Raw genomic sequence first — 26,278 nt, 5'->3', positions numbered from 1 at the left:
GTTCGGTACGAGACATCTGTTCGGTACGAGCGCTCAGTACGAGACGCCGGCAGAGCGCAGGATCTGTGAGATCCTGCGGGCCAGGGCCACGTCCAGTTCGGTGACGCCGCCGACCGAGTGGGTCCAGACCGTGAAGGTCGTTGTTCCCGGGCCCCGCTCGACGACCGGATGATGGTTCATCACGTCCGCTGCCTGCATGACCTCGGCCACGATCGCGTCGGCCTCGTCCCCGTCCAGCATGATCTCCAACTGGATCCGGTCGGCGTCGCCGATCCAGCCGGGTAGTGCCGCCAGCGCCCCGGCGACTTCGGTGGTGTCCAGTCTGCTCGGCATACCGATTCCCTCCGGCTGGTGATTCTCTGATTCTCTGGCTTGGATTCTCTGGCTTGCGGTCCGCGTCCCGCCGCTCGGCGAGCCGTCTTGGTGGAGCCACCCGAAAGGGTCATCAGACACGATCCGCCGGGAACGGATCCACGGCTGGCCGGACTCTGGGAGAGTCCGGCACCATGAACGCGGATGTGGAGGGCTTGGATGCCCTCCCTTCTACCCATGGACGACGGCGTGGAACACCCGAGGACCGGGACGGCACCGACTCCCCGGTGGTGAAGGGACGTCTGGTCGTCGCCGTCGCGCTGCTCGACGATGATCGCCGGGTGCTGGCCGCCCGGCGCCGGGAACCGCATCCCTACGCCGGGATGTGGGAGTTTCCGGGCGGCAAGGTCGAGCCCGGCGAGCACGAGCTCGACGCGCTCGTCCGGGAGTGCCGGGAGGAGCTCGACGTCGAGATCGAGGTCGGTCCGCCGCTCGGTGAGGTCGGGCTGTCCAGCCCCGGATGGGTGCTGCGGGTGTGGCTCGGCCGGGTGACGCGCCAGCAGCCCCGGCTCGTCGAACATGACGAGCTGCGCTGGCTCGGCGTGGCCGAACTGGACGATGTCCGGTGGATGCCGGCCGACGGTCCCCTGGTGGCGGAGCTGCGCCGCGTGCTGTCGACTCCCGGATCGCTCTTCTGAACGTCGACTCTTCTGAAGGTCGGCGACGGGAGGTCGCGGACCGGTGAAGCCCCGGACCGGTGAAGCTCGTTGTGGCCGAGGCATCCGTGCCATGGGTGCATCCGTGCCATGGGTGCACCCGTACCATGAGTGGCGGTGCGACCGTTGCCGGTGTACGCGTGACGGGCAGATCGTCGTGCCGCGGCGCCGACACCATGGCGGACACTCGCCAGAACGTTCGCGTCACCGGTTCATGCGTTACCGTCGTTTCATGCGGTGACGTCGTCGTTGTTGCGGGGTCGCGAACCCCATGTCCGCCCCGGAGCGCATCACCGTGTCTCTTCGTGCCGATCTTCGAAACGTGGCAATCATCGCCCACGTCGACCACGGCAAGACCACCCTCGTCGACGCCATGCTGCGCCAGTCCGGCGCGTTCGGCGAGCATGCCGAGCTCACCGACCGCGTGATGGACTCGATGGACCTGGAGCGTGAGAAGGGCATCACGATCCTCGCGAAGAACACCGCGGTCCGTTACGGCGACATCACGATCAACATCGTTGACACGCCCGGTCACGCCGACTTCGGCGGTGAGGTCGAGCGTGGCCTGTCGATGGTCGACGGCGTCCTGCTGCTCGTGGACGCGAGCGAGGGCCCGCTGCCCCAGACGCGCTTCGTCCTGCGCAAGGCGCTCGCGGCGCGGCTGCCGGTGGTGCTCGTCATCAACAAGGTGGACCGGTCGGACGCCCGGATCGCCGAGGTGGTTGACGAGACCTACGAGCTCTTCCTCGACCTCGACGCCGACGAGGACCAGATCGACTTCCCGATCGTCTACTGCAACGCGAAGGCGGGTCGTGCCTCCACCACCCGCCCGGCCGACGGGGTGAGCCCGGACTCACCCGATCTCAAGCCGCTGTTCGACCTTCTGCTGGAGACCGTGCCGGCGCCGTCGTTTGATCCTGACTCGCCGCTGCAAGCCCTGGTCACCAACCTCGACGCGTCCCCGTACCTCGGCCGGCTCGCGCTGTGCCGGGTGCACAACGGCACGATCAAGCGTGGTCAGCCGGCGACGCTGTGCCGGGCCGACGGCAGCCAGCAGCGCGTCAAGATCAGCGAGATGCTGATGACGCAGGCGCTCGAGCGGGTACCGGCGGAGTCGGCCGGGCCGGGCGACATCATCGCCATCGCCGGCATCCCCGACATCACGATCGGGGAGACCCTCGCCGACGCCGATGATCCCCGGCCGCTGCCGGTTATCACCGTTGACGAACCGTCCATCAGCATGACGATCGGCATCAACACCTCCCCGCTCGCCGGCCGTTCCGGCAAGAAGCTGACGGCGCGGCTGGTCAAGAACCGGCTGGACGCCGAGCTCGTCGGCAACGTGTCGATCCGGGTCCTGCCCACCGAGCGGCCGGACACCTGGGAGGTGCAGGGCCGCGGGGAGCTGCAGCTCGCCGTGCTTGTCGAGCTGATGCGGCGCGAGGACTTCGAGCTGACCGTCGGCAAGCCGCAGGTCGTCACCCGCACTGTCGACGGTAAGATCCACGAGCCGGTGGAGCGCCTCACCATCGACGCGCCCGAGGAGTTCCTCGGCACGCTGACCCAGCTGCTCGCGCTGCGCAAGGGCCGGGTCGAGCAGATGGTCAACCACGGCACCGGCTGGATCCGGCTGGAGTACCTGGTCCCGGCCCGCGGGCTGATCGGGTTCCGGACCGAGTTCCTCACCGAGACCCGCGGTACCGGGCTGCTGCACCACGTCTTCGACCGGTACGAGCCCTGGTTCGGGGAGCTGCGCACCCGGGCGACAGGCTCCATGGTCGCCGACCGCAGCGGGGTGGCGACCGCATACGCCCTGTTCAACCTCCAGGAACGCGGCACGATGTTCGTCGGGCCGACGACCGAGGTCTACGAGGGCATGATCGTGGGTGAGAACTCCCGGGCGGACGACATGGACGTCAACCCGACCAAGGAAAAGAAGCTCACCAACATGCGTTCATCCACCGGCGACGAGCTGGTCCGGCTCACCCCGCACCGGATACTCACCCTTGAGCAGGCGCTGGAGTTCTGCCGCGAGGACGAGTGCGTGGAGGTCACCCCGGGCTTCGTGCGTCTGCGCAAGGTGGCGCTGACCGCCGCCGAGCGCGAGAAGATCCGCTCCCGCCGCCGAGCCTGAGCGGTCCCTACATTGCGGCAAAGCTACCCATAGGGTCGTCAATGTGACGACAGCTACCCCATCATCACCCTCTACTGCGCCACTTCCCACCCGGCGGGCGATGTTCGTGCACGCCCACCCCGATGACGAGGTGATCTCGACGGGGATCGCGCTTGCCTCGTACGCCGCCTCCCCCGACACCCACGTCACCCTCGTGACGTGCACGTTGGGGGAGGAGGGGGAGGTACTGGTGCCCGAGCTGATCCATCTGCGGGCGGATCGGGGCGACCAGCTCGGTGGCTACCGGATCGGCGAGCTGGCCGGTGCCTGCGCCGCGCTCGGCATCACCGACCAGCGCTTTCTTGGCGGTCCCGGGCGTTGGCGGGACAGTGGGATGATCGGCACCCCCGCCAACGACCATCCCCGCTGCCTGTGGCGGGCGGACCTGGACGAGGCCGCGGCGGAGCTGGTGCGGATCGTGCGCGAGGTCCGGCCGCAGGTGCTCGTCAGCTACGACGCCCGTGGTGGTTACGGGCACCCCGATCACATTCGGGCCCACGAACTCACCCGGCGGGCCTTCACCGACGCCGCCGACCCGTCCTTCGCCCCGCAGGCCGGTTCGGTCTGGCAGGTCGCCAAGCGCTACGAGACGGCGCTGGCGCGATCGAGCGCCGTCGCGGGCTTCGAGTACTTCCGCGATTCCGCCGCTGAGAGCAACCCGTTCGCGGGTCTGACGTCCGTGGACGAGTTGGGGGTGACGCTTGTCGACGATGCGGACATCACGACCGAGCTCTCCGCTCCCCACTTCTTCGAGGCGAAGATCGCCGCCATGCGGTCGCACCGGACGCAGATGAGCGTTGACGGGTTCTTTTTCGCGCTCGCCGACGGCATCGGCCAGCGAGCCTGGAGTGTCGAGCACTTCGTGCTGGCCGAGGGCGCCCGGGGGCCGGGGGACGGTCCGGACGGGCGGGAGCGGGACCTGTTCGCCGGTCTCGTGTGCGAGCCCTGATCGGCTCCGGTGCCCCGGCCCGCTGACGCCCCGGCCCGATCGTCTGCTGCCTGCCTGCCTGCCTGCCTGCCCGCCTGCCTGCCCGCTGGCCGATCGTCTGCTGCCCGCTCGCCTGCCCGCCCGCTCGCCCGCTCGCCGCGGTGGCACAGGCACCTCGGTGGGAATGTTCTGGACGGCCCCGTGTTCGTAACGCTGTAATCAATGTAAGTGTGGCGTCGGCCGAGGAGGTCGGATGCGGACCAGACGTGCCAGGGGAGACGGACCCGACCCGACGCGGCCCGGTGGTTCCTTGCCGGTCGAGCCGCTGGACGCCTACTCCGCGGTCGTGACCCGGGTGGCCGCGGCGCTGACCCCGTCAGTGGCCAGCCTACGGGTGCGTACCCGGCGCGGCGCGGGAGCCGGCTCCGGGGTGGTGTTCACCGACGACGGGTTCCTGCTGACCTCCGCGCACGTCGTCGAGGGGCATCGGGCCATCTCCGGAGCATCGGTCGGGCTGGCGCAGTTCGCGGACGGCACCGAGCGCGAGGTCGACTTGGTGGGTGCCGATCCGCTCTCGGACCTGGCCGTGCTGCGGGCCCGGGGCACGACCCCGCCGGCTGCCGTCCTCGGGGACGCCGCGGGTCTGCGGGTCGGCCAGCTCGTCGTGGCCGTCGGCAACCCGCTGGGGCTCACCGGCAGCGTGACCGCCGGGGTCGTCAGCGCCCTCGGCCGGTCGTTGCCGACCCGTTCGGGCTCGGCCGTGCGGGTGGTCGACGAGGTGATCCAGACCGACGCGGCTCTCAACCCGGGTAACTCCGGCGGGGCGCTGGTCACGGCCGACGCCCGGGTGGTGGGAGTGAACACCGCCGTCGCCGGTGTCGGCCTGGGGCTGGCTGTCCCGGTGAACGACACGACGAGGAAGATCCTCGCCGCGTTGATGCGCGACGGCCGGGTCCGCCGGGCGTACCTGGGGGTCGCGGGGGCGGGTGTTCCGTTGCCACCCGCCGTGGCCGAGCGGATCGGGCAGCGCCACGGTGTCTGGCTGGCCGAGGTGGTCGTCGGCAGTCCGGCCGGGATCGCCGGGCTGTTCACCGGGGATCTCGTCCTGTCGGTGGCCGGGACGCCCGTCGTCGCTCCGGGTGATCTCCAGCGGCTGCTGACCGAGGGCACGATCGGCCGGCCAGTGGAACTCACGGTGTGGCGGCGGGGCGCGTTGGTGGACGTGATCGTCGTACCTGCCGAGTTGGTGATCGCCTGAGGACCGAGATCTGCCACCGGGGTCCGCTACGGGGGTCTCGGGGCTGGGGCCTCGGGGCTGGTCGGCCTGACCGGGCGGGCCTGGCGGACGATGTCCTACTGTCGGAGAATGCCCCGTCCCAGCGCCGGTCCCCGCCGGACGCCGCCCTCAACCCGGTTGCAACGACAGCCGGCACGGCCGTCGTTGCAACCGTCCCCGGACCCGCAACCCGGCAGGGCCTTTCTGACCGCCTCCTACACACTGGGGGTGTTTCTGGGGGTCGGGCTGGGTCTCTACGGCGTCTTCCTCGTTCCCGCCGGTCCGCGGCCGGGGGGGATGCTGCTGTCGCTCGGCGTACTGGTCGCGCTGGTGGGCAACGGGGGTGCCGCGCTGCTGGTGCGGTGGCTGACGGGCACCCGGCTGGGACCCACGACCGTGCTCATCGGCTGGGCCGTCGTCGTGCTGCTGTTCGCCAGCTCCCGCCCCGAGGGGGACCTGCTGTTGCGGGCGAGCGGATCTGGCTACGCGTTCCTGTTGCTCGGGGCACTGAGCCCGATCGCGGTCGCCGTCCTCGCCGGGGCACGGCGGGGGCTCACGGCGCTTCCTCCCGGTTGCTGAGCACCGGTCCGGTCACCCGGTCACCCGGTCACCCGGTCACCGGGTCGCCTGTCTCGCCCTGGGAGATGTCACCGGCTCTTGTGATGTGGGAGATGTCACCGGCCCTTGGGGACTGTCGCCCACGTGGTGAGCGGAGCGGGTAGCGTGGCCGGGTGGGTAGCCCTGCGCACCGTGGAGAGAACCGGGCCGGCGCGCCCGCCTCCCCGGTCTCTCCGGTCTCTCCGGTCTTCCAGGTCTCCCAGGCCGACCGGTCGATCCTGCGGACGGCGGACTTCCGCAGGGCGGTCGGCAGGTTCGCTACCGGAGTGACGGTTCTCACGACCGTCGCCGACGGTCGCCATCTCGGCATGACGGCGAACTCGTTCGTCTCGGTCTCCCTCGACCCGCTGCTGGTGCTCGCCAGCATCCGCCGGGACGCCCGCTTCCACGGTCCGCTCATGGCCTCGGGGGTGTGGGGAGTCTCGGTGCTCGCCGAGGACATGGCCGAGACGTCGCGCTGCTTTGCGAAACGCGCGTATGACCAGCCCGGCGACATGTTCGCGGGATGGGAGCACTCGATCGGGCCGGAGACCGGAGTGGTCCTGTTCGACGGCGCGCTGTCGGTCTTCGAGTGCCGGACGGTCACGACCCATCCCGGGGGGGATCACACCCTCGTCCTCGGTGAGGTCGTCTCGTTCGCCCAGCCGCGGGACGATGTCGGACCGCTCGTCTTCTACGACGGGCGCTACCTCGACCCGGTCGGTGCGGATACGGGAGGAACAGAGGCGCGGAGGGAAACAGACGGTTCCCGAAGCTAACAGGCGCTTCCCAGAGCTAACGGACGGTTCCCGGGCGGGCGGACGGTCTCCGGGGCTAGTTGAGCCGGGCGCGGGCCGCGGCGGCGGCCTGGCGGGCGGCCGCCGCGGCGGCTGGCTCGACCGCGGCCACCGTGTCGGCGAACGCGGTCAGATCGGTGGCCCCGCCGAGAAAGTCGCCCAACCGGACGCGGAGCTCGCCGCGCTCCCGGCGCAGGCTCGCCGGGTGGTGGGGGAGCAGCAGGGACAGCTCGACGGCCCACAGCCGCATGTGCGGCGCGTCCGAGCGGGCCCCGAGGATCCGGATGTTGCCGAGGATCCGGGTGAGCACGTCCTGCGCGCTCATCGGGGCGAGGTGGGCACGGGTGAAGGCGAACCCGGCCGCGCGTACCTTCTCCGCGGCGTCGTGCACCGTCAGTAGTCGACCGGCGGCGAACGGATCGACGAGCACGTGGTCCTGGGGGGAACCCACCGCGACCACGACGTGCCCCGGAAGCCCGACAGGATAGGCGGGGACCCCGAGCCGGGCGGCCACCTCCAGCCAGACGACGGAGAGCAGGATCGGCAGGCCGCGCCGCCGGCGCAGCACATCGGGGAGCAGCGAGGAGCGCAGGTCGGTGTAGTCGTCCTCGGCCCCGGCGAAGCCGGCGGCGAGCCCCAGGGACTCGTGCAGCGTCTCGGCGGCGATCCTCGGATCGAAATTCCCCGCTCCCGGGCCGAACCCCTCCAGGCGCCCTGCCGCCTCGGATCCGGATTCCGGCTGTGCCTGTCCCGGCTGTGCCTGTCCCGGTGCGCCGGTCTGGCGTGCCACCGGCGTACCGTGCTCGGCCCGGGGGAACCGGGGCCGTCGGCTCGAGGTCGTCCGCGCGGCGAGCAGTGGACGGGCCTGCGCGGCGAATGCGTCGAGGGCGCTCAGGGTGGCGGTGGCATCGGGGGCGTCGGCTGCCGGGTCGACCTCGGCGGCGAGCAGATGGCAGGCGACCGCCAGGTCGATCGGCTCGCGGCGCACGACCTCGGCGAACCTGCCGCGGCTGCGGGTGCTCACGAGAGCTCGCTCGGAGCGTTCACGCCAGGGGCGGCCGTCTCCGGGGCAGCCGCCCCTGGTGGGGCAGCAGCCTTCAGGCCGGGCACCTTCGGATCGGGCGTGTCCGGATCGGGTGTGTCCGGGACGGTCGTCCCCAGGACAGTCGCCCCCGCGATAGTCGCCTTCGGGGTAGTCGTATTCAGGGTAGTCGTATTCGGGACAATCTCCATGAGAGCCGTCGCATCCGGGACATTCCGCGTACGTCGTGTCGGTGGGCGGGGTGGGATGACGCGTGCCGCTACGACGGCATCCTCGGTAACCTGGACGAGTGTGCCCTCGGCAGTGACAACCGTGAGCACGCCCGATGACCATGACCGCAACGTTCCGAGAACATCACTGAGGGATACCGGTCCGGGGATGCGGTGGCGGAGCATAACTCGCGCGCCAACATCGGCCGGAGTGATGCGGACGACATACACCACCAGCGCACGCCCTTGTTGTCGACACGGAACTGTCCAGGTCGATACTAAGGACTCAGTCGCCCGTGAGCCCGAGGAGGAAAACCGGTGACCTACGTCATCGCAGAGCCCTGCGTCGATGTCAAGGACAGGGCCTGCATCGAGGAGTGCCCGGTCGACTGCATCTACGAAGGCGGACGGATGCTCTACATCCAGCCTGACGAGTGTGTCGACTGTGGTGCCTGTGAGCCGGTCTGCCCGGTGGAGGCCATCTACTACGAGGACGACGTTCCCGATCAGTGGAAGGGGTACACCGACACCAACGCGAACTTCTTCGAGGAGCTCGGGTCGCCTGGCGGCGCATCGAAGGTCGGCGCCCTGGACTTCGACCCGCCGACGGTCGCCGCGCTGGCTCCTCAGGGCGAGTCCTGAGCGGCCCTGGGAGACCCGGCAACATCTCCGGAGTCCCGCGGTCACCGGCCCGGTCCCGGGTGCGACTGCCCGACTTCCCGTGGGACCAGCTGGTCTCCTTCAAGGAGAAGGCCCGGCTGCATCCCTATGGGTTGGTCGACCTCTCGGTGGGTACTCCGGTCGACGCCACGCCGGCCGTCGTGCAGCAGGCGCTGGCCGGCTCCGCTGACGCTCCGGGGTACCCGCTGACCGCGGGTACCCCGGAGCTGCGCGAGGCGGCGGCCGGCTGGCTGGCCCGCCGGCTCGGCGTGCTCGTCGACCCGGGCGCGGTGCTGCCCGTGCTCGGGACGAAGGAACTGGTGGCCCAGCTCCCCGGTCAGCTCGGGCTCGAACCCGGTGACCGGGTGTGGGTGCCGACCCCGGCCTATCCAACCTACGAGGTCGGCGCGCTGCTCGCCCGCTGCGAACCGGTGGCGGGCCCGGCCGACGGGGTGACCCTGATCTGGTTGAACTCGCCGGGGAACCCGACCGGGCGGGTGCTCACGGTCGACGAGATGCGCGCCGTGGTCACCTGGGCGCGGGAGCGCGGTGTGATCGTCGCCAGCGACGAGTGCTACATCGAGCTGGGCTGGGAGAGCCGGCCCGTCTCGGTGCTGCACCCCGACGTGTGCGGCGGCTCCCACGAGGGACTGCTGGCGGTGCATTCGCTGTCGAAGCGGTCCAACCTCGCGGGCTACCGGGCCGGGTTCGTCACCGGTGACCCGGCCCTGGTCGAGGGTCTCCTCGCGGTCCGCAAGCACGCCGGCTTCATGATGCCGACGCCCGTGCAGGCCGCCATGGCGGCTGCGTACGCCGACGACATGCATGTGGCGGATCAGCGGGCGCGCTACGCCAACCGGCGGGCCGTCCTCGCGGCGGCGCTCGCGGTCGCGGGTTTCACCATCGATCACAGCGAGGCCGGCCTCTACCTGTGGGCAACCCGGGGTGAGGAGGCCTGGGCCACGGTGGACGCGCTGGCCGAGGTCGGGATACTCGTCGCGCCCGGGACGTTTTACGGGGAGGCTGGCCGGTATCACGTCCGGATCGCCCTGACCGCCGCGGACTCGCAGGTGGCGACTGTTCCCGAGCGGATGACGATGCTGTCGCCGGTCGCCGCCACGGGGCAGCCCGGCCATGGCGCTCGGCCCGGCCATGGCGCTCGGCCCGGCCGTGGCGCTCGGCCTGACCATGGCGCTCGGCCCGGCCATGGCGCTCGGCCCGACTACGGTCAGCCGGTCACTCAGGGCAGCTATGGGGGTGCCGAGCCGGACATCCGTTAGCACCCGGCCCGGATCCGCGGCCCCGCCATCTCGTGCGGCCGGGGTCACCTCGTAGGGTCGGGCTTGTGAGCGCCTCGAACACATCCCTCGACTCTCCGATCGATCCCGCCGTCGACGAACTGTGGGAACGGCGGGCGGAGCTGACCCCCGCCGACGCCGACGCCCGCAAGATCGTGGTGGCCGCCGTCGACGCCATCGATGCGGGAGTGGCCCGGGTCGCCACGGTCACCGTGGACGGCTCGGTCGCCGTTGACGAGCGGGCCAAGCGGGCGATCCTGCTGTCCTTCAAGGTTCTCGCCATGGTCGAGTCGTCCGCGGGCGACTTCCACTTCCATGACCGGGTGCCGCTCAAGACCCGGTTCGACAGCGTGCGGGTGGTACCGGGCGCGATCGTGCGCTGGGGCGCGCACGTCGAGCCCGGGGCCGTCCTCATGCCGAGCTACACCAACATCGGCGGCTACGTCGGCGCCGGCACCCTCGTCGACACCTGGGCCACGGTCGGATCCTGCGCCCAGGTCGGCCGCAACGTGCACCTGTCCGGTGGGGTCGGGCTCGGCGGGGTCCTGGAGCCGCCGAACGCGGTCCCCGTCGTCGTCGAGGACGACGCCTTCGTCGGCAGTCGCTGCATGGTGGTGGACGGCGCGCGGGTGCGCCGCGGGGCCAAGCTCGGCGCCGGGGCGATCCTGACCGCCTCCACCCATGTCTTCGACGCCACGACCGGCGCGGAGTACCCGCGCGGGGAGATCCCGGAGCGGGCGGTCGCGGTCGGTTCCAACCGGGTGAAGTCGTTCCCGGGCGGAGAGTTCGCGATGCCCTGCATCCTGGTGCTGCGGACGCTCGCCGAGGGCGAGATCCACGACAAGCTGGCGTTGAACGACATCCTGCGGGAGCATGGCGTCGCCGGCTAACGATCTTGTTGCCGGCTGGCGTCCTGTCGCCGGTTAATGATCTTATCGCCGGTTAACGATCCGCTGGCCCGGTGACCGTAGGGTGTGACGGCATGAGCCTCGACCTCACGGCGCCCGTCGGCGAGCTGACCCGGGCGCTGGTTGACGTGCCCTCGGTGAGTGGGGACGAGGCCGCCCTCGCGGGCGCGGTGGAGAAGGCGCTCACCGCGGTGGACGGGCTGCGGGTTGACCGGGACGGTGACGCCGTGGTGGCCAGGACCGAGCTGGGGCTGCCCGGCCGGATCCTGCTTGCCGGCCATCTGGACACCGTTCCGCTGGCGGGCAACCTGCCCTCGCGTGTGGTGGGCGGGCGGCTCTACGGCTGCGGGACGTCGGACATGAAGGCAGGGGTCGCGGTCGCGCTGCGGCTCGCGGCCACGCTCCCGGTCGCCACGCCCGGCGCGATGAGCCACGACGTCACCTGGGTCTGCTATGACCACGAGGAGGTCGAGGCGGCCCGCAACGGGCTGCGTCGGCTCGCCGCCCGGCACCGGGACTGGCTGGATGCGGATCTGGCCATCCTGATGGAACCGACCTCCGGCGAGATCGAGGCGGGTTGCCAGGGCACCCTGCGGGTGGTCGTGACGCTTCCCGGCACCCGGGCGCACTCGGCCCGGTCGTGGCTCGGGGACAACGCCATCCACAAGGCCGGCGATCTGCTCCGCCGCCTCGCCGGCTACCGGGCGCGGACGGTGACGCTGGACGGCTGCACTTACCGTGAGGGGCTCTGCGCGGTGCGGATCGACGGTGGGGTGGCGGGCAACGTGATCCCCGACCGGTGCCAGGTCACGGTGAACTTCCGGTTCGCTCCGGACCGGGGCCCCGACGAGGCGGTGGCGCATGTTCGCGAGGTGCTGGGTGGCTACGACGTCGAGGTCACCGATCTCGTCGGCGGGGCGCTGCCCGGGCTCGCCGCCCCGCACGCGGCGGCGTTCGTCGCCGCCACCGGTCGTGTGCCGGTGGCGAAGTACGGCTGGACGGACGTGGCGCGCTTCGCCGAGCTCGGGATCCCGGCGCTCAACTACGGGCCGGGCGATCCCAACCTGGCCCATGCCCGGGACGAGTACGTCGAGCTCGCCGCGATCGACGAGGCCGAGCGGCTGCTACGGGCGTACCTGTCCGGTGTCTCCTGACTGTTGTGTCTCCTGACTGTTGTGTCTCCTGACTGTCGTGTCCCTTGACCGCCTAGTCGCGATTTTTGTTACGCGTATGAGTCATCGGGGTTGACGTCGTGGATCCTCCTATCTCGGCACGTTAGAGTTACTCGCGTATGTGCGGTGCCGGTCGGATGGGGGGTCCGGATGGCCGGTGGTGCGGCGGGTTCGGGGGCTCGGCACCAGGCCTGGGCACGTCGATACGCAGGTGACACGCGTGGTCGGCGCCAAGCAGCGCTCCCCCCGTCGTCGTCGGTCCGAAGATGTTGCGGCCGTGGGGGGTCTGCCAGGTGACGGACACTGTCTTCAGCCATGCACAGGTGGGGTTGGCCGCGGGGCCGGGCACGGATGCCATCCCGAAACCGCTGGACGGGGCCGATGAGCCCGCCCGGTACGACGGGTACGAGGTGGGCGCGGGCCCCGGCGCGGACGGAACATCCGACGGTGTCGTCGACTACCGGGCGAAGGTTCGCTGGGAACGGCCGTACGGCTGGCTGCTCGTGGGTTCCGACGCGGCCGCCTGCGTGGTCGCGGCGGGAGTGGCCTACCTGGTCCGGTTCGGCGGACTGGTTGAGTTCGACCTGAAGCCGGTCTCCGCGACGCCGTATGTCGCCATGTCGATCCTGCTGCCCGTCGCGTGGGTGTTGTCGATGTACCTGAGCCGGGCGTACGAGAGCCGGTTCCTCGGCAGCGGCTCGGAGGAGTTCCGCCGGGTCCTCAACGCCGCCGCGCAGCTCACCGCGGTGGTGGCCGTCCTGTCCTATGCGACCAAGGCCGAGCTCGCGCGTGCCTACGTGCTGATCGCCTTCCCGACGGCGCTGCTGCTGACCGTGGCCGGCCGCGCCACCGCGCGCGGCTACCTGCACCGGATGCGCCGGGCGGGCCGCTGCCTGCACCGGGTGCTGGTGGTCGGGGCGGGGGACTCCGCGGCGGCGTTGGTCCGGCTGGCCCAGCGGGATCCGACGTCGGGTTGGTCGGTCGTCGGTGTCGTGCTCGACCGCTCGCCCGGCCGGCACAGTCACGACTCCCCGGAACGCAGTGGGTTCGACCTGCTCGGGGTGCCGATCGTCGGCACCTCGGAAACCCTGCACACGGCCATCCGGGCGACGTACGCCACCACGGTTGCCATCAGTCCGCAGATGGACGGCGAGACGTTGCGCCGGGTGCTGTGGACGCTGGAGGGCAGCGACGTCGACGTGCTGGTCTCCTCGGCGCTGACCGACGTGACCGGGCCGCGGATCTCGATTCGTCCGGTGGCCGGGCTGCCGCTGCTGCACATCGAGGAGCCGGAGCTCACCGGCGCGCGGCGGGCCATGAAGGGCCTGTTCGACCGCAGTGTGGCCGCGGGGGTTCTCCTGCTGTGCGCGCCGTTGTTCCTGGCCCTGGCGCTGGCGGTGCGCCTGACCAGTCGTGGGCCGGCCATTTTCAAGCAGATCCGGGTCGGCCGGGGTGGTGAGCACTTCACCATGTACAAGTTCCGGTCGATGTACGTCGACGCGGAGGCGCGCAAGGCGGAGCTGGAGTCGCGCAACGAGCGGGCCGAGGGGCTGCTGTTCAAGATGCGTGACGACCCGCGGATCACCAAGGTCGGGAAGTTCCTGCGCAAGTGGTCGCTCGACGAGCTGCCGCAGCTGCTCAACGTCGCGAACGGCACGATGTCGCTGGTGGGGCCGCGTCCGCCGCTGCCGTCGGAGGTCGCCCGCTACGAGGACGACGTGCACCGCCGGCTGATGGTGAAGCCGGGGCTGACCGGCCTGTGGCAGATCAGCGGCCGGTCGGACCTCGAATGGGACGAGTCGGTGCGGTTGGATCTGCGGTACGTGCAGAACTGGTCGCTGCCCCTCGACTTCTACATCCTCTGGCGCACCGTGTTCGCGGTCCTGCGCCGCGAGGGTGCGTACTGAGCCTTCCTCACGTAGTGGCAGTACTCTGACGTGATTCGCGATCTTGGGTGTCGTCCGGGTTCTCTCCCGGGAGGATCCCGAACGGGATCCTCCCGGGACGGTTGGCCGGGGCCTTCGGGGAGTATTTGGGACCGCGGGTCCCGGGATGTTTGCCGAAAATGATCACTTTGGCTTGTCCCGTCCTGCCCCAGGCAAGGACTCGTGCAGCCTGCCAGCCGGAACCCGTCAACGACCGGTAGCTCAGCATGCCGGGCGATCTGACGATTGGTGTCGGGCGCGCGAGGAGCTGTGTGACCCACCGTCGATCGGGGAGACGTGTCGGACTCTAACCGGATCGACGACGCGTTGTTGCGCCTGGCCTGAGACCCACCTGGCTCGGCGGCTCTATCTCGCTGGCCGAGCGGAGATGCATCAAAGGATGCTCTGCGAAGCAGATCGTGGGCCCATCTCTGGCCGTCTCCCCCATCAACTTCTTGCTTGCGGTGGAGGGTCGTGGCAGCAAAATGAAGACACCGATGGCCGTCTCGAATGCTGGTGCCGCGGTGTCGGCGGGAGGGTGAACGGGAGTTGAGTCCTACAGAGAGTAGCGATCTAGGGGGGTTGGAGCGGTGATCCGGTGTGTCTTCGTATAGTGTTGCAGTGCACACTCTGTTGGCGACGCCCATAGGGGTAACCTGTAGAAGGTTACCTGGTACACTTACCGCACGCGACGGCGCTTCTTGGCGAGGTGAGGCACGCTTTGAGATCGGGGGCGAAGTGAGGCACTCAGCTTAATTTTTTTCGTAAAGAAGTGGCAAGCCGTCGCGGGGGTGGTAGTTGAGTCTTTGCTTCGCTGAGCGGACGCTGATCGAGTCCTGTCTCGCAGTCTCTTCTAGCGACCTGCTCCGTCCATTCCTGATTGCCGCAGATTTCCGTCAGGCTTTGCTGTCGCTAGTGCACGAGAAGCGTGAGAAGACTCCAAATTCAGTAGTATATCGAAATCGGGAGGACCTCTTATGCGAGGCCGTATTTCGCCGACTGTCAGTATCATCGTCCCGACTCTCAACGAAGCAAAAAATCTACCACATGTTCTCGCTCGACTACCGGGCGATGCTGAAATAATTCTGGTTGACGGCCACTCGACCGACGGAACCGTCGAAGTCGCTCGTCGTGTTCGGCCGGATATAGTCGTGACACACCAGAATCGCCGTGGCAAGGGAAACGCTCTGGCCTGTGGGTTCGCCCAGGCAAGTGGTGACATCATTGTCATGCTCGATGCCGACGGCTCAGCCGACCCGAGCGAGATTCCTGCGTTCGTTAATGCGCTCGAAGCGGGTGCTGACTTTGCCAAGGGCTCGCGTTTCGTCGCGAACGGCGGAAGCGCCGACATCACTCGTCTCCGTCGCCTCGGGAACCGTCTCCTGAACTTCCTGGTCAACATGCTCATTGGCTCGGACTTCACCGACCTCTGCTACGGTTACAACGCTTTTTGGCGACGGGTCGTCCCCATCTTCGACTTGGACACAGGCGGTGCCGGACCCCAAAAGCAGTGGGGGGACGGATTCGAGATCGAGACGTTGATCAACATGCGGGCCGTGCGGGCTGGACTTCGCATAGCGGAGGTCCCGAGTTTTGAACATCCACGCCTGCATGGGGTCAGTAACCTGAACGCATTCTCGGATGGTTTCCGGGTGTTGCGCACGATTTTCGTCGAGTCTTCCGCGTCGAGCGAGAAGGCTGAATTGGCGATCTATCCTAGGACCGATCCGCTTCCAATCCAGCGGGGTGCCGAAACGGTGAGCGCCCTACCCGCTTTCGAAGAAACGGCCTGATGTCCCTGTGCCGGGACGATTGTTCCCGAGTATGGGCCGTGCGGAGCGGTTCCGCCGGTGTGGCGGATGGTCAAATTTCGATGTATCAGAAGCCTGATAGTTCCCCTACCCATGAGGCGGTCCTACCACGACATGAACCGAGACCGCCTCTTATGACTTCACCCAAACCGTCAAGAGTCCCGCCTCGGGGGTCCGGACCGCGATCATCGTGAAGGTAATTCTGCTGGCACAGTTCTTTCCGCCGATCGTCGGTGGGGAGGAACGTCATGTCCTCAATCTCGGAAAGCAACTGGCTGAACGCCACGACGTCACGGTGATAACTTTTGGCCCTCGGGCGGCGGCCGAGAAGCGGGATGGCTTGGACGTGCGTCTAGTGCGGCCGACAACCGCAGGTCTTCCATTGCTTTACACGACCGACCGGGTCTATGCGCCGCCGGTGCCAGATCCGCTAGTAGCAGCGGCGATCGCCAGGATCGTGCGTGAGGTGAAGCCCGACGTTATCCATGCGCACAACTGGATCGTGAACAGTGCGCTGCCGCTGCGCAGGTACCTCGACGTCCCGATCGTCGTCACCCTGCATGACTACAGCCATGTCTGTGCCACTAAGCGGATGATGTTTATGGGGGAGCTGGTGTGCTCCGGCCCAGCACTGTCACGATGCATACGATGCACCAGAAACCACTACTCCGGGGTGGTGGGGCCCTTGACCTTCGCGGCTAACCGCGGTGGCACACGACGGCGCGACAGGGCCGTCGACCGATACCTTGCGGTGAGCAACGCCGTGGCCCGGCTCAACCGGCTGGACAGTGGGCGGATTCCCTATGAGGTCGTCCCGAACTTTATCCCCGACGAGCTCATCGGCGCGGAGCCTGGCGGACCGCCGGACGGGCTCGTCTCCGATGGCTACCTGGTTTTCGTCGGTGATCTGAGCCTGGACAAAGGGATAGGGGCACTACTCGGGGCTTACGAGAGGCTTCCGGATCATCGTCCGCCGCTGCTCGTTGTCGGCCGTCGGACGGCAGATTCACCGAGCTATTTTCCGCCCGGGGTGATTCTGAGCGAGCCGCGAGCTCATGCTGAGATCATGCGTGCCTTCGCTCACGCCAGCTTCGCTGTTCTGCCATCTACCTGGCATGATCCCTGTCCGACCGTTGTCCTCGAGGCTATGGCGTCCGGGACACCAGTAATCTCCACGCCGATGGGAGGCATCGCCGATATGATCACTGGCGGTCGGGAGGGAGTCCTGGTTCCCCCGGCCGACCCGGTGGCTCTCCACGACGCGATCGAGCATCTCTTGGCGGATGGTACTAGGCGGGCGCGCATGGGCACTGCCGCGAAGGAGCGTGCGAAAGAATTCACCGCGAGTCGGGTGGTGCCACGTATCGAGGAGGTCTATCGCGAGGTCGTCCGTGCATCGCTTCGTTGACCGTCGGAGGAACGAGGCCTCACCAGTCGAGAAACTCGACTCATCCTCGGTCGGCGGAATGCCGGCCTACCGCCTCCATGAGGAGGAGACGACTCTCATACCCCGGAATCTTCGTACCGCACGCACCGGGCGAGGCCGGGGGCCGGAGGCGACCCGGAGAGTGGTATCCGCTGGGCTGAGTGCGAGTTTGTTGACCGATCTGCACTACCGCGATCGTGGCGGGTTACTTTTACGCGCTGATTCCGAGAGGTACTGTAGGGAGACGCTACCGGTGGCGGCAGCCACCGCGGTGGGACTGCTGGCCGTCTCTGGTAGCTACGTACTCGGGCGCCAGGGTGAGAGTGGCACGGGCCTCCTGCTCTACTGGATTGGCCTGCTCCTGATCTTCGTTCCGGCCGGTCTGGGGCTCTTGGATCCGGCAACATCTCGGCGGGCGAGAATAACGGATTGTTTGTTGTTGGGCATGGGCCTCCTGCTGGCGTATCTGATACTCCAGATCCACCAGTTCGTCCGCTTTGACGAGATGCTCCATATCCGGACCTTGCATGACATCCGGGAAACGGGTCGTCTCTTCACGGCTAACTCTGGCTTGCCGGTCAGCCCGCGCTTCCCTGGACTCGAGGTGGTCACCAACGCGGTGGCACAGATCACCCGTCTGCCACCACAGCTCTCCGCCTTTCTTGTCATCGTGCTCTCTCGGGGTCTGCTGATCGCCGGCCTGTTCCTTCTCGCCGAGCAGGTGACTCGTTCCGCCCACGCCGCGGGTATTGCTGTCGGTATCTACAGCTGTAGCCCGCAGTTCTTCTTCTTCAACGCGCAGTACTCGTATCAGACGCTAGCCGTGGCTCTCGGTGTTCTGCTTCTCATGCTGGTTACGAACGAGGCGGCGGGCCGCACTGAAACCGTCTTGGCGGCGGGCGCGGCGCTGGCTCTCACCTTCTCGCACCATGCCACGAGCTGGGTGTTCGTCGCCATATTGGGAATGGTGACGGTCGCCGCGTTTACCCGACGGGACCGCCGCACCGCTACCATATTCCTGGGTATCACAGTGGCGGACCTTGTCCTGGTCGCGTCTTGGGCGATTGTCAGTGGTCCGCTGCTCAACCGATATCTCGGTCCAGTTTTTCACGATGCCGTTTTCCAGTTGACGGGAATCGCGAGCGGGACCGGTGAGACGAGAAAAATTTCGACAGATTCGAGTGGCACCAGGAACCCGCGCTGGGAAACTGTTCTCATTGTGCTCTCGCTGCTTATCTGGATGGCGACACTCATGCCGTTGGGCCCATTCCGGAGGAGACCTGCGGCGGACGGACGTGCGGGTGCGGTGCTGCGGTCGCTTCGATTGCTACAACTCCTGTATCCGATCGCCCTGGTGGCCACGATCGCCCCGAAGGCGGCGGAGATATCCGTACGTCTATCGACCTTCATCTTCATCGGGTTGTCGATCATCACCGCATACTCGATTGGCTGGTATATCGAGAACCATCGGAGGCCGCTGCGGTGGGTGGTGGCCCTTTTCGGCACCATAGCCTTCATGGGGGGCACCCTGATGGGCTCTGGACTCGATTGGAACCGCATACCGGGCCCCTACCTCGTCGTTGCCGACGGCCGTTCCATCGATAGCTCCGCCAACGCCGCGGCGCAGTGGGCGGCCCGGAATCTTCCCGACGGCGCCCACTTTGCCGCGGACCGGGAGCTAGGGGCGCTTTTGGCTGCCACCGGAAATCAGTATTTGGTGATCGGTGTACCTGGAGGTGGGAACACCGGACAGATCCTTTTCGCGCCGTCCTTCCATGCCCAGGCGCGGGATCTGCTCCGGAGAGGTCAGATACGGTATTATGTGATCGATCAGCGGCTGGCCGAGGGGTTGCCGCATGAGACGTACTACGTGGTGAATGGTGAGGCCCCGAAGGGGACGCGTCTCACCCATGCAGAACTCGGCAAGTTCGATATCACGCCTGGATCGCGGCGGATCTACGACAACGGAGCCGTCCGTATCTATGACGTCTCGGGCCTCTGGGAAGACTCGACCTCGGCTGTCCGGGCCGGCCGATGAGAGTCTTGATCCTCGTGCTCGAGGGGCTCGTGGGAACTTCGCTAATCGCCTTCGTGTATCAGGGGATCCGCTGGCTGGTTTTACAACGCCGGCCTCAGCTAACCGGCTTCTATGTGCATACCTGCGCGGCGCTGGCAGTCGTGTGCATCCTGATGTTCGTCTCTCTCGCTCTCTCCGCTTTGGGGTTAGCCACCCACGCAGTGGGCTACGACATTTTTCTTGCCGTAGTGGTGGCACTTCTTCTCCGGGCTGGTGCACCGTGGAGACCGGCAAGGCTGGTCATGATCCCGATGCCGAAACCGTCCAGCGCGCTGTTCTTGGCGATTGTCGTCGCTGTGTTCTGCGGGGCGATCGCGCTTTCCTGGCAGTCGGGATCGGTAGCGCGGCGACCGGTCACAGCAATCGCCGCGCGCAGTATCGACGGCAAGGTGGAAATCGAGGTGGTGCGTGGCTACCAGGATGAGCGGTCTTTTATATTACAGATAGTACGGGATGACGGGTCGGTATGGACTCGTCGTCTTTTTGGGGACGATGACGTCCGGCTCTATGTTGATCTTCGTGATGTCGGGGACCCGCGCGTCGCAACGGTTCAACTGATGGTCGGTAGTTACGTGGTCCGTTCCACTGAGATCGAGGATTAGGCGCGGGTGACGTGCGCTTGAACCCCGGGACAGCCGGTCCCGGAAGGATGGGTCGACCTGAGGAGGGGGAAATGGGGACGGCACTGAGGGTGCTCCAGGTGGCGGCACGATTCTTCCCGGACATGGGTGGTACCGAGACGCATGTCTACGAGACGAGTCGTCGACTCAACGCTACTAGTGACATTACCGTGGAGATATTGACGACCGACCGCAGCGGCAAGCTTCCCAGCAGGGAGAATGTCGCGGGAACGGTGGTGCACCGGGTCGCGGCGTGGCCGCAAGAGAAAGACTATTATTTGGCGCCGGCCGTTGCCAAAGTGGTCGGATTCGGTTCTTATGATCTTGTTCATTGTCAGGGAATTCACAATCTCGTGCCGCCGGTGGCGATGGCGGCGGCTCGCCTGAGGGGTATTCCTTATATTGTCTCACCGCATACCGGCGGTCATTCCTCGCAGGTCCGGAACACGGCGCGCCGAGTACAGTGGGGCCTGCTCGGGCCACTGATCAGGAACGCCCGCCGCGTCATCTGCGTCGCGGAGTTCGAGTCCCACATCTTCATGCGCCAAGCCGGGGTCGCTGCAGACCGGATCTCGGTCGTCCCGAACGGAGTGTCCATCGTTCCACCGAGTGGCCATGTCAAACCCGATACGAGTGAGCCGCTTGTCGTCTGCGTCGGCCGGTTGGAGAAGTACAAGGGACAGCGGCACCTTGTCCGCGCTCTGCCGAGTCTGATTACTCTAGTTCCTGACGTACGGCTGATGCTGGTGGGGCGGGGCCCTGATGAGCCGGAGTTGAGGCGCCTGGCTGACCGGCTGGGTGTGGTGGACCGGGTGAGTTTCACCTCGATACCACCGGAGGACCGGCAGGCAATGTCTGACTGTATCGCGAGAGCGGGTGTCGTGGCCCTGCTTAGCGAGTATGAGGCTCATCCGGTCGCGGTCATGGAAGCCGTGGCCCTGGGTAGGCCGGTGGTGGTGGCGCCCACTGCCGGACTGGGAGAGCTGGCTGCGGCAGGGCTCGCGCAGAGCGTTGCGGATCCGGCCGATGAACAACTCGTGGCGAAGACGCTGGGCATCTACCTGCTCGCCAGCGCTGGGGACTCACCGAGCGAGACGAGGCCGACTCCCGAAATCTCCACCCTGCCGACCTGGGACGGCTGCGCGGAAGCCTTGGCGAGGATTTATCGTGAGTCGGTCTGATGAGGAGACGATCTTCTTAAGGCGCCAGACGCCAGCCGGGAGCGGTATCGTCCCGAGCGAATCCGTGCAGAAGGCTTCCGGTGCCGGTTTCGCGCGCCTGTTGACGATCGTGAGCTCCCTACTCGGCACCCAGCTCGGAACGTCTTTACTTGGAGCTGTGTTCTGGTCGGTCGCGGCGAGAACGCTCTCCATCGACGCCGTTGGGGTGGGCGCGGCGGCGGTGTCCTCGATGACGGTCCTCGGCACGATCGGAATGCTGGGGCTCGGGACGCTTCTCATGGTGCATCTTCCCGACCTGCCGGAGGACCGCCGCCTGACTCTGGTCCGCGCCTGCATGGCGCTGGTCACGGTGGCCGGGCTGCTACTCGGCCTGTTGTGGGCGTTCTGTACCCGCTGGCTCTCGACCACTCTGCAGCCAATCGGTAGCAGTCCAGGCAGTATAGCTGCCTTCAGTCTGGGAGTGGCCGCATTTACGGTGACCACCACTCTCGACTACGCGATCCTCCGGGCGGCGAGTGGGGCGATCCAGCTTGTTCGGAATCTGCTCGCCGCAATCGTCAGAGCAGGTCTGCTCGTTGCCTTTGTCATCGTGGGCCTGCGCACCGGCATGGACCTCTACGCCACCTGGCTTATTGCGTCGGTCGTCTCCCTCCCGGTTTGCTACAAGTACTTCAGGCGACCACCCTATCGAAACTCCAGACGAGCGGAACGGCAGACCGGGATCGCCGAGCTGAAGGCGATCAAGGGTGAGATAGCCGGCAATTACGTGCTGAGCCTCGCGCTGACCGTGCCGACTCTGATTCTTCCTGTAATCGCCGCCCTGACGACGACACCGGCGGACACCGCTCGATTCTCGACCGCTCGGCTGGCCGCTTCCTTTCTCTTCGTTGTTCCTTATGCACTGCCGACGGCCCTGCTTGCGCACACGGGCCGCGCCGAAGAGGAGGCGCGTGCCAAGATGCGCCTGACAATCCCGCTCGGGCTCCTGATCAGCGTGACGCTCTGCGCACTCGCGGCATCCGTCACGAGTCTGATTCTGCTGCCGTTCGGAGAAGCCTACACCGATGGTAGGTCCGTCGCCGCCTTCCGGATTCTCATCCTTGCCACGATATCGTTGGTCGTCAAGGATCACTATGTGACTCTTCGTCGAGTACAGGGCCGCATGGCCGCGGCGGCCAGGGTGATTGCCTGCGGAACGGTTCTTGAGATCGCGTTGGCCTTCGGGGGGGGCCGCATGTTTGGGACGACGGGTCTATGCGTCGGCTGGGTCACCGCCGTCTTCATCGAGGCGGTCGTCGTAGCGCCGGTCCTCCTGAACGTGTGGCGTGACCGGCCGCAGACGTCTGGTTCGTCATCGGTGGCCATCGAGCGGGTACCCGGATGAATTGGCATGGCACCCGAAACAGAGCGGTGACCAGAAGCGTCTTGGGGTGGTCGTGAGGTGACGGAACAGCGACTGACGACCTGTACTCGGCGCCGGAGATTCGACGAGCGAGACCCATGGACGAATGCCGGGATATCAGGGGGAAGGTAAGCGTTTTGCATTCGACGACGGAACCGACGGTGAGTGCGATTGTATGCGCATACACACTCGAAAGATGGGAACTGCTGAACAGAGCGATCGACTCCCTGCTCGCACAGAAGTACCGTCCGATAGAGATAATTCTCTGCATCGACCACAATGAAGAGCTTTTCCAGATGGCCGCCAAGAGATTCTCTGATCGAGACGCGGATGTCCGGGTAGTGGTCGTGGAGAACCGCTATCCGGGACGGCTGGGATCAGCTCGCAACACCGCAGCCGAAATCGCTGCGGGTGAGATATTGGCCTTCCTCGATGATGATGCTCGCGCTGACCCTTCCTGGCTGGCGGAGATCGTAGCGGTCTTCGGCCGTCGCGACGTGGTCGCGGTCGGCGGCGCGCCGCTTCCGGACTTCGCCGTTCCTCGCCCTCGCTGGTTTCCCGGCGAGTTCGACTGGGTCTTTGGATGCAGTTATGAGGGCCTGCCCAAGACTCTCGCACCGACCCGACGCCTGATCGGCGCCGCCATGTCGGTCCGTCGTTCCGCCCTGGCTGAGATCAACGGATTCCACTCCGACAACCATGACGACATGGATATGTGCCATCGGCTGGCAGACCGCTGGCCTCATCTGAAGGTGATGTATCAGCCGGCGGCAGTGGTCCACCATCACGTGCCGAAGGAGAGGCTGACCTGGCGGTACTTCTGGAAGCGTTGTTACACGGTGAACAAGGGCAAGGTCGCCGCATTCCGAGGCATGGGAAGCGCGGCCAGCATGGCGGCCGAGCGGCGTTTCGTCGCGCAGACGTTGAGTGGTGGCCTGGCACGGGAACTCCGGGCGGTCCGTGCGGGTGAACTCTCCGGGGCGTTGCGATCGGCCACCATGCTGGCCGGGGTCGCGGCGGCCGGCAGCGGATACCTCGTGGGCACTTTTCACCAGTACCGCGCCGGTCGGTGATTCTCCCGGGAACGTACGCCGCTGTGGTCGATCCGGTAGCCAGGAAAAGGAAGTGACATGTCCCGGACGATAATCGTGGGATCGGGTCCCGCTGCCGCGGGAGCGGCTCTGGCACTGGCCGAGGACCCGACCCAGGAAATCCTGGTCGTGGACATCGGGACGCGGCTCGAGGCCGAAGCTGCCAACATCGTCGACGAGCTCGGTCGCTCAGAGTCGGACGAGTGGCGTTCCGACCAGGTTAAGATCATCAGTCGTCAGCCGGTGCCCACCTCGCGCCGGGCCCTTCCGGAGAAGCGGGTCTACGGATCCGACTTCCCCTTCCGGGACGAGGGGCAGCTCCGCGGGGTGAGTGCGATGGTGGGTGCGAACCGGGCCGTAGTCTCCAGCGCGTACGGCGGTTTCAGTAATGTGTGGGGCTCGCAGTTGATGCCCTTCAGCAAGGCGACTTTCGGCCATTGGCCCTTCACCCTCCAGGAGTTGGAGCCGCATTACCGCCGAATCCTTGACCATGTCCCGATGTCCGGCGCGATCGACGATCTGGCCGAGTTGTTTCCATTGTTCCGGGAGCCACGACCGCTGCCGACCCTGGCACCGCGGACCCGCCAGGTTATTGGTGACTACGGTAGGCATCGGGAGCGGCTGCGCCGCGACGGCATCACCGTCGGAAAGGCTCGCCTGGCCCTCCGGGGTGGCGAGTGTGTCCGCTGCGGTCTCTGTATGACAGGCTGTCCTTACCGGCTGATCTATTCCTCCGCACAGACATTCGACCAGTTGATCAGCGAAGGTCGGGTCAAGTACCTGCCGGGACTCCTGGTATTCCGGGTTGAGGAGTCCGAGTCCGGGGCCCGTCTGTTCGCCCGGGAGACCGTGAGTGGCCAGACCCAGGAGCTAGAAGGAGATCGGATCTTTCTCGCCGCGGGCGCCCTGGGCAGCACGAGGATTGCTCTGAACTCGTTGCGTTGGTTCGATGAGCGGATCGAGCTCGCCGAATCTGCGCAGTTCACGGTTCCCATGCTGTCGCGGCGCCGGACACCTGATCCGCGTGCGGACGGGGAGATGACTCTCAACCAGTTCAATATGATTGTTGTGCTGGATGACGTCGGTCTCGATGTATCACAGATCCACTTTTATCCCTATAATCCCGCGATCACCGAGGCGCTTCCGCGGGTCCTGCAGTCCGGTTGGGGCTCCGTACTTGGTGACGAGGTTCTTCGGCGGCTTACGGTCGGTCTGGGTTATCTCCCGTCGTGGGCCTCTCCGCGGCTACGGGTTCAGGCTGTCCCGTCTGCTGGTGAAGCGGATCTCCCGGAAATTCACCTGAGCGGTACCCGTGACGGCGTCCTCGGAAATGGGCTGCTCCGGAAGGTGGTGCGACGGCTCGTCACCGCCGCCCCGTTCCTCGATCTGTGGCCGGTGGTGCCGATGGTTTCCTGTTCGGCGCCGGGTAAGAGCTACCACTGGGGTGGGAGCTTCCCGCATTCCTCCGGGGTTTCGGGAACCCGGCATACAAGTGACATGCTTGGCCGGGTAGGGGGGTGGCGGCGTATTCACCTGGTTGACGCATCGGTGTTCCCTTCGGTGGCGGCGACGACATTCACTTTTACGATCATGGCAAATGCACACCGAATAGGATCAGAGGTGCGAGGGTTGTGACGAATACGGGTACGCGCACCGTGGGGATCACCGGTGCCCAGGGTTATGTGGGCGGCGTGATCCAGGACGCGCTACGCAAGGATGGCTGGACGACCGTGCAACTGGTTCGACGGCCGCCAGCCGACCTGACGGAAGAATGGCGCTTCTATGACTCCAGGCGAGCTCTCGCCCCCGGCCTTCTCGATGGTCTGGATGCGCTTGTGCATTGTGCCTACGACATGAGAGCCCGGCGCTGGCCGGATATTCAGGCGGCAAACATCCACCCGACTCGAGCTCTTCTGGAAACGGCGCAGAATTTCGTCCCGAAGGTCGTCGTCATCTCGTCGATGTCGGCTTATGAGGGGACGGCGCAACTATATGGGACGGCGAAACTCGCCATCGAACGCGACGCCCTCGCCTTCGGCGCCTCGGTAGTGCGGCCGGGCCTGGTCTACGGAAGGAGGGCGGGGGGGATGGCCGCCACGCTCACCCGGTTGTCCCGCCTTCCGGTGAGTCCGGCTCCGAGTGGGAACCCCTACCAGTTCACTGTGGAGGAGGAAGATCTGGCTGCTGTGGTGGCTGCGATCCTGGTCAAGGATAGTCAAATTTCGGTGCCGCTTGGTGTCGCGCATCCAGAGCCGGTGTCCTTCCGGCACATCGTTGCGAAGTTTGCGGGCGAGGCGGGTCGTTCGCCACGATTCCTCCCCGTCCCGTGGAAGGCGCTGTACGGTTCTCTCGTGGCCTTGGAGGCGATGCGGATACCACTGCCGGTACGTTCGGATTCGATACTCGGTCTTGTCCGCCCCGCCCCACAGGTGGTGAACTATGAGCGTGTCAAGGAACTCGGTGTATCGTTGCGTCCGTTCCCGCGCTGAGTGGGACCTGGAGGGCGTGCCGGATTCGTATTGACGCCAGAGGCCCGGAGTGGCGACGCGCGCCCGCCAGTCGATCAGCACATGCTGTGAATCGCCTGTCACCTTCCGTCGAACCACGCTGCGGCGATACCCATTCGCCGCAGGCGGAACGGCCGGCCTAATGGCGTC

General features: G+C 66.8%; 21 protein-coding genes and 1 pseudogene. 20 read left to right on the top strand and 2 right to left on the bottom strand.

What is annotated here, in order from left to right:
• Positions 1-33: 33 nt before the first annotated feature.
• Positions 34-333, bottom strand: a complete 300-nt coding sequence (locus tag FRANCCI3_RS19525) for a 4a-hydroxytetrahydrobiopterin dehydratase (protein ID WP_011438241.1) — start codon at positions 331-333, stop codon at positions 34-36.
• A 173-nt stretch (positions 334-506) separates the two neighbouring features.
• On the opposite strand from FRANCCI3_RS19525, the gene FRANCCI3_RS19520 reads away from it, so the two are divergent.
• The 6 genes from FRANCCI3_RS19520 to FRANCCI3_RS19495 all read left to right on the top strand — a co-directional run bounded on the left by FRANCCI3_RS19520 (position 507) and on the right by FRANCCI3_RS19495 (position 6,781).
• Positions 507-1,010: a (deoxy)nucleoside triphosphate pyrophosphohydrolase gene (locus FRANCCI3_RS19520; RefSeq protein ID WP_011438240.1), complete on the top strand. Its 504-nt coding sequence runs from the start codon at positions 507-509 to the stop codon at positions 1,008-1,010.
• Between the two features lie 289 nt (positions 1,011-1,299).
• Positions 1,300-3,162, top strand: coding sequence for a translational GTPase TypA (gene typA / locus FRANCCI3_RS19515; protein WP_011438239.1), 1,863 nt, complete (start codon positions 1,300-1,302; stop codon positions 3,160-3,162).
• Positions 3,163-3,262: 100 nt separating this feature from the next.
• Positions 3,263-4,150: an N-acetyl-1-D-myo-inositol-2-amino-2-deoxy-alpha-D-glucopyranoside deacetylase gene (gene mshB / locus FRANCCI3_RS19510; RefSeq protein ID WP_023840098.1), complete on the top strand. Its 888-nt coding sequence runs from the start codon at positions 3,263-3,265 to the stop codon at positions 4,148-4,150.
• 232 nt (positions 4,151-4,382) lie between these two features.
• The gene (locus FRANCCI3_RS19505) at positions 4,383-5,387 is read left to right on the top strand and encodes a S1C family serine protease (protein ID WP_011438237.1); all 1,005 of its coding nucleotides are present in this window, start codon (positions 4,383-4,385) and stop codon (positions 5,385-5,387) included.
• Between the two features lie 156 nt (positions 5,388-5,543).
• Entirely contained in the window at positions 5,544-5,984 is a 441-nt protein-coding gene (locus tag FRANCCI3_RS19500) for a DUF6113 family protein (protein WP_108913429.1), read from the top strand.
• 152 nt (positions 5,985-6,136) lie between these two features.
• Positions 6,137-6,781 (top strand): flavin reductase family protein, encoded by a 645-nt coding sequence (locus FRANCCI3_RS19495; protein ID WP_011438235.1) that lies wholly within the window; start codon positions 6,137-6,139, stop codon positions 6,779-6,781.
• A gap of 55 nt (positions 6,782-6,836) precedes the next feature.
• Here FRANCCI3_RS19495 and FRANCCI3_RS19490 read toward each other — a convergent pair whose 3' ends face one another.
• Complete coding sequence (locus FRANCCI3_RS19490) at positions 6,837-7,823, bottom strand: transglutaminase-like domain-containing protein (RefSeq protein ID WP_011438234.1); 987 nt, start codon at positions 7,821-7,823, stop codon at positions 6,837-6,839.
• A 545-nt stretch (positions 7,824-8,368) separates the two neighbouring features.
• Here FRANCCI3_RS19490 and fdxA point away from each other — a divergent pair.
• The 14 genes and pseudogenes from fdxA to FRANCCI3_RS19420 all read left to right on the top strand — a co-directional run bounded on the left by fdxA (position 8,369) and on the right by FRANCCI3_RS19420 (position 26,110).
• Positions 8,369-8,692, top strand: a complete 324-nt coding sequence (gene fdxA / locus FRANCCI3_RS19485) for a ferredoxin (protein WP_011438232.1) — start codon at positions 8,369-8,371, stop codon at positions 8,690-8,692.
• A gap of 59 nt (positions 8,693-8,751) precedes the next feature.
• Positions 8,752-9,850: pseudogene (gene dapC, locus FRANCCI3_RS19480) on the top strand (succinyldiaminopimelate transaminase); the annotation flags it as partial.
• Positions 9,851-10,055: 205 nt separating this feature from the next.
• Positions 10,056-10,898: a 2,3,4,5-tetrahydropyridine-2,6-dicarboxylate N-succinyltransferase gene (locus FRANCCI3_RS19475; RefSeq protein WP_011438230.1), complete on the top strand. Its 843-nt coding sequence runs from the start codon at positions 10,056-10,058 to the stop codon at positions 10,896-10,898.
• A 92-nt stretch (positions 10,899-10,990) separates the two neighbouring features.
• Positions 10,991-12,070 (top strand): succinyl-diaminopimelate desuccinylase, encoded by a 1,080-nt coding sequence (gene dapE, locus FRANCCI3_RS19470; protein ID WP_011438229.1) that lies wholly within the window; start codon positions 10,991-10,993, stop codon positions 12,068-12,070.
• Between the two features lie 311 nt (positions 12,071-12,381).
• The gene (locus FRANCCI3_RS19465; RefSeq protein WP_011438228.1) at positions 12,382-13,995 is read left to right on the top strand and encodes a sugar transferase; all 1,614 of its coding nucleotides are present in this window, start codon (positions 12,382-12,384) and stop codon (positions 13,993-13,995) included.
• 995 nt (positions 13,996-14,990) lie between these two features.
• On the top strand, positions 14,991-15,806 hold the full coding sequence (locus tag FRANCCI3_RS19460; protein ID WP_011438226.1) for a glycosyltransferase family 2 protein: 816 nt from the start codon (positions 14,991-14,993) through the stop codon (positions 15,804-15,806).
• A gap of 208 nt (positions 15,807-16,014) precedes the next feature.
• A complete protein-coding gene (locus tag FRANCCI3_RS19455) occupies positions 16,015-17,232 on the top strand; it encodes a glycosyltransferase family 4 protein (protein WP_023841750.1) in 1,218 nt (405 codons plus the stop codon).
• A gap of 271 nt (positions 17,233-17,503) precedes the next feature.
• Positions 17,504-19,288: a glycosyltransferase gene (locus FRANCCI3_RS19450; RefSeq protein ID WP_193359372.1), complete on the top strand. Its 1,785-nt coding sequence runs from the start codon at positions 17,504-17,506 to the stop codon at positions 19,286-19,288.
• Positions 19,285-19,929, top strand: a complete 645-nt coding sequence (locus FRANCCI3_RS19445; RefSeq protein ID WP_011438223.1) for a hypothetical protein — start codon at positions 19,285-19,287, stop codon at positions 19,927-19,929. Before FRANCCI3_RS19450 ends, FRANCCI3_RS19445 begins: the two co-directional genes overlap by 4 nt.
• Before the next feature lie 98 nt (positions 19,930-20,027).
• Positions 20,028-21,128, top strand: a complete 1,101-nt coding sequence (locus FRANCCI3_RS19440; RefSeq protein ID WP_235463206.1) for a glycosyltransferase family 4 protein — start codon at positions 20,028-20,030, stop codon at positions 21,126-21,128.
• Positions 21,115-22,512 (top strand): lipopolysaccharide biosynthesis protein, encoded by a 1,398-nt coding sequence (locus FRANCCI3_RS19435; protein ID WP_011438221.1) that lies wholly within the window; start codon positions 21,115-21,117, stop codon positions 22,510-22,512. The genes FRANCCI3_RS19440 and FRANCCI3_RS19435 overlap by 14 nt, the downstream gene beginning before the upstream one ends.
• Positions 22,513-22,628: 116 nt before the next feature.
• Positions 22,629-23,603 carry a glycosyltransferase gene (locus FRANCCI3_RS19430; protein WP_023841752.1) on the top strand — a complete coding sequence of 325 codons (975 nt, stop codon included), beginning with the start codon at positions 22,629-22,631 and terminating at the stop codon, positions 23,601-23,603.
• Between the two features lie 354 nt (positions 23,604-23,957).
• A complete protein-coding gene (locus FRANCCI3_RS19425; protein WP_237704591.1) occupies positions 23,958-25,256 on the top strand; it encodes a 4Fe-4S ferredoxin in 1,299 nt (432 codons plus the stop codon).
• Positions 25,253-26,110: an NAD-dependent epimerase/dehydratase family protein gene (locus FRANCCI3_RS19420; protein WP_011438218.1), complete on the top strand. Its 858-nt coding sequence runs from the start codon at positions 25,253-25,255 to the stop codon at positions 26,108-26,110. Before FRANCCI3_RS19425 ends, FRANCCI3_RS19420 begins: the two co-directional genes overlap by 4 nt.
• Positions 26,111-26,278 lie beyond the last annotated feature (168 nt).

It is taken from the genome of Frankia casuarinae (assembly GCF_000013345.1).
In the GTDB taxonomy this organism is placed as follows: Bacteria; Actinomycetota; Actinomycetes; order Frankiales; family Frankiaceae; genus Frankia; species Frankia casuarinae.
The sequence above is the reverse complement of the archived record's forward strand: the minus strand, read 5'-3'. Positions and strand labels throughout refer to the sequence as shown.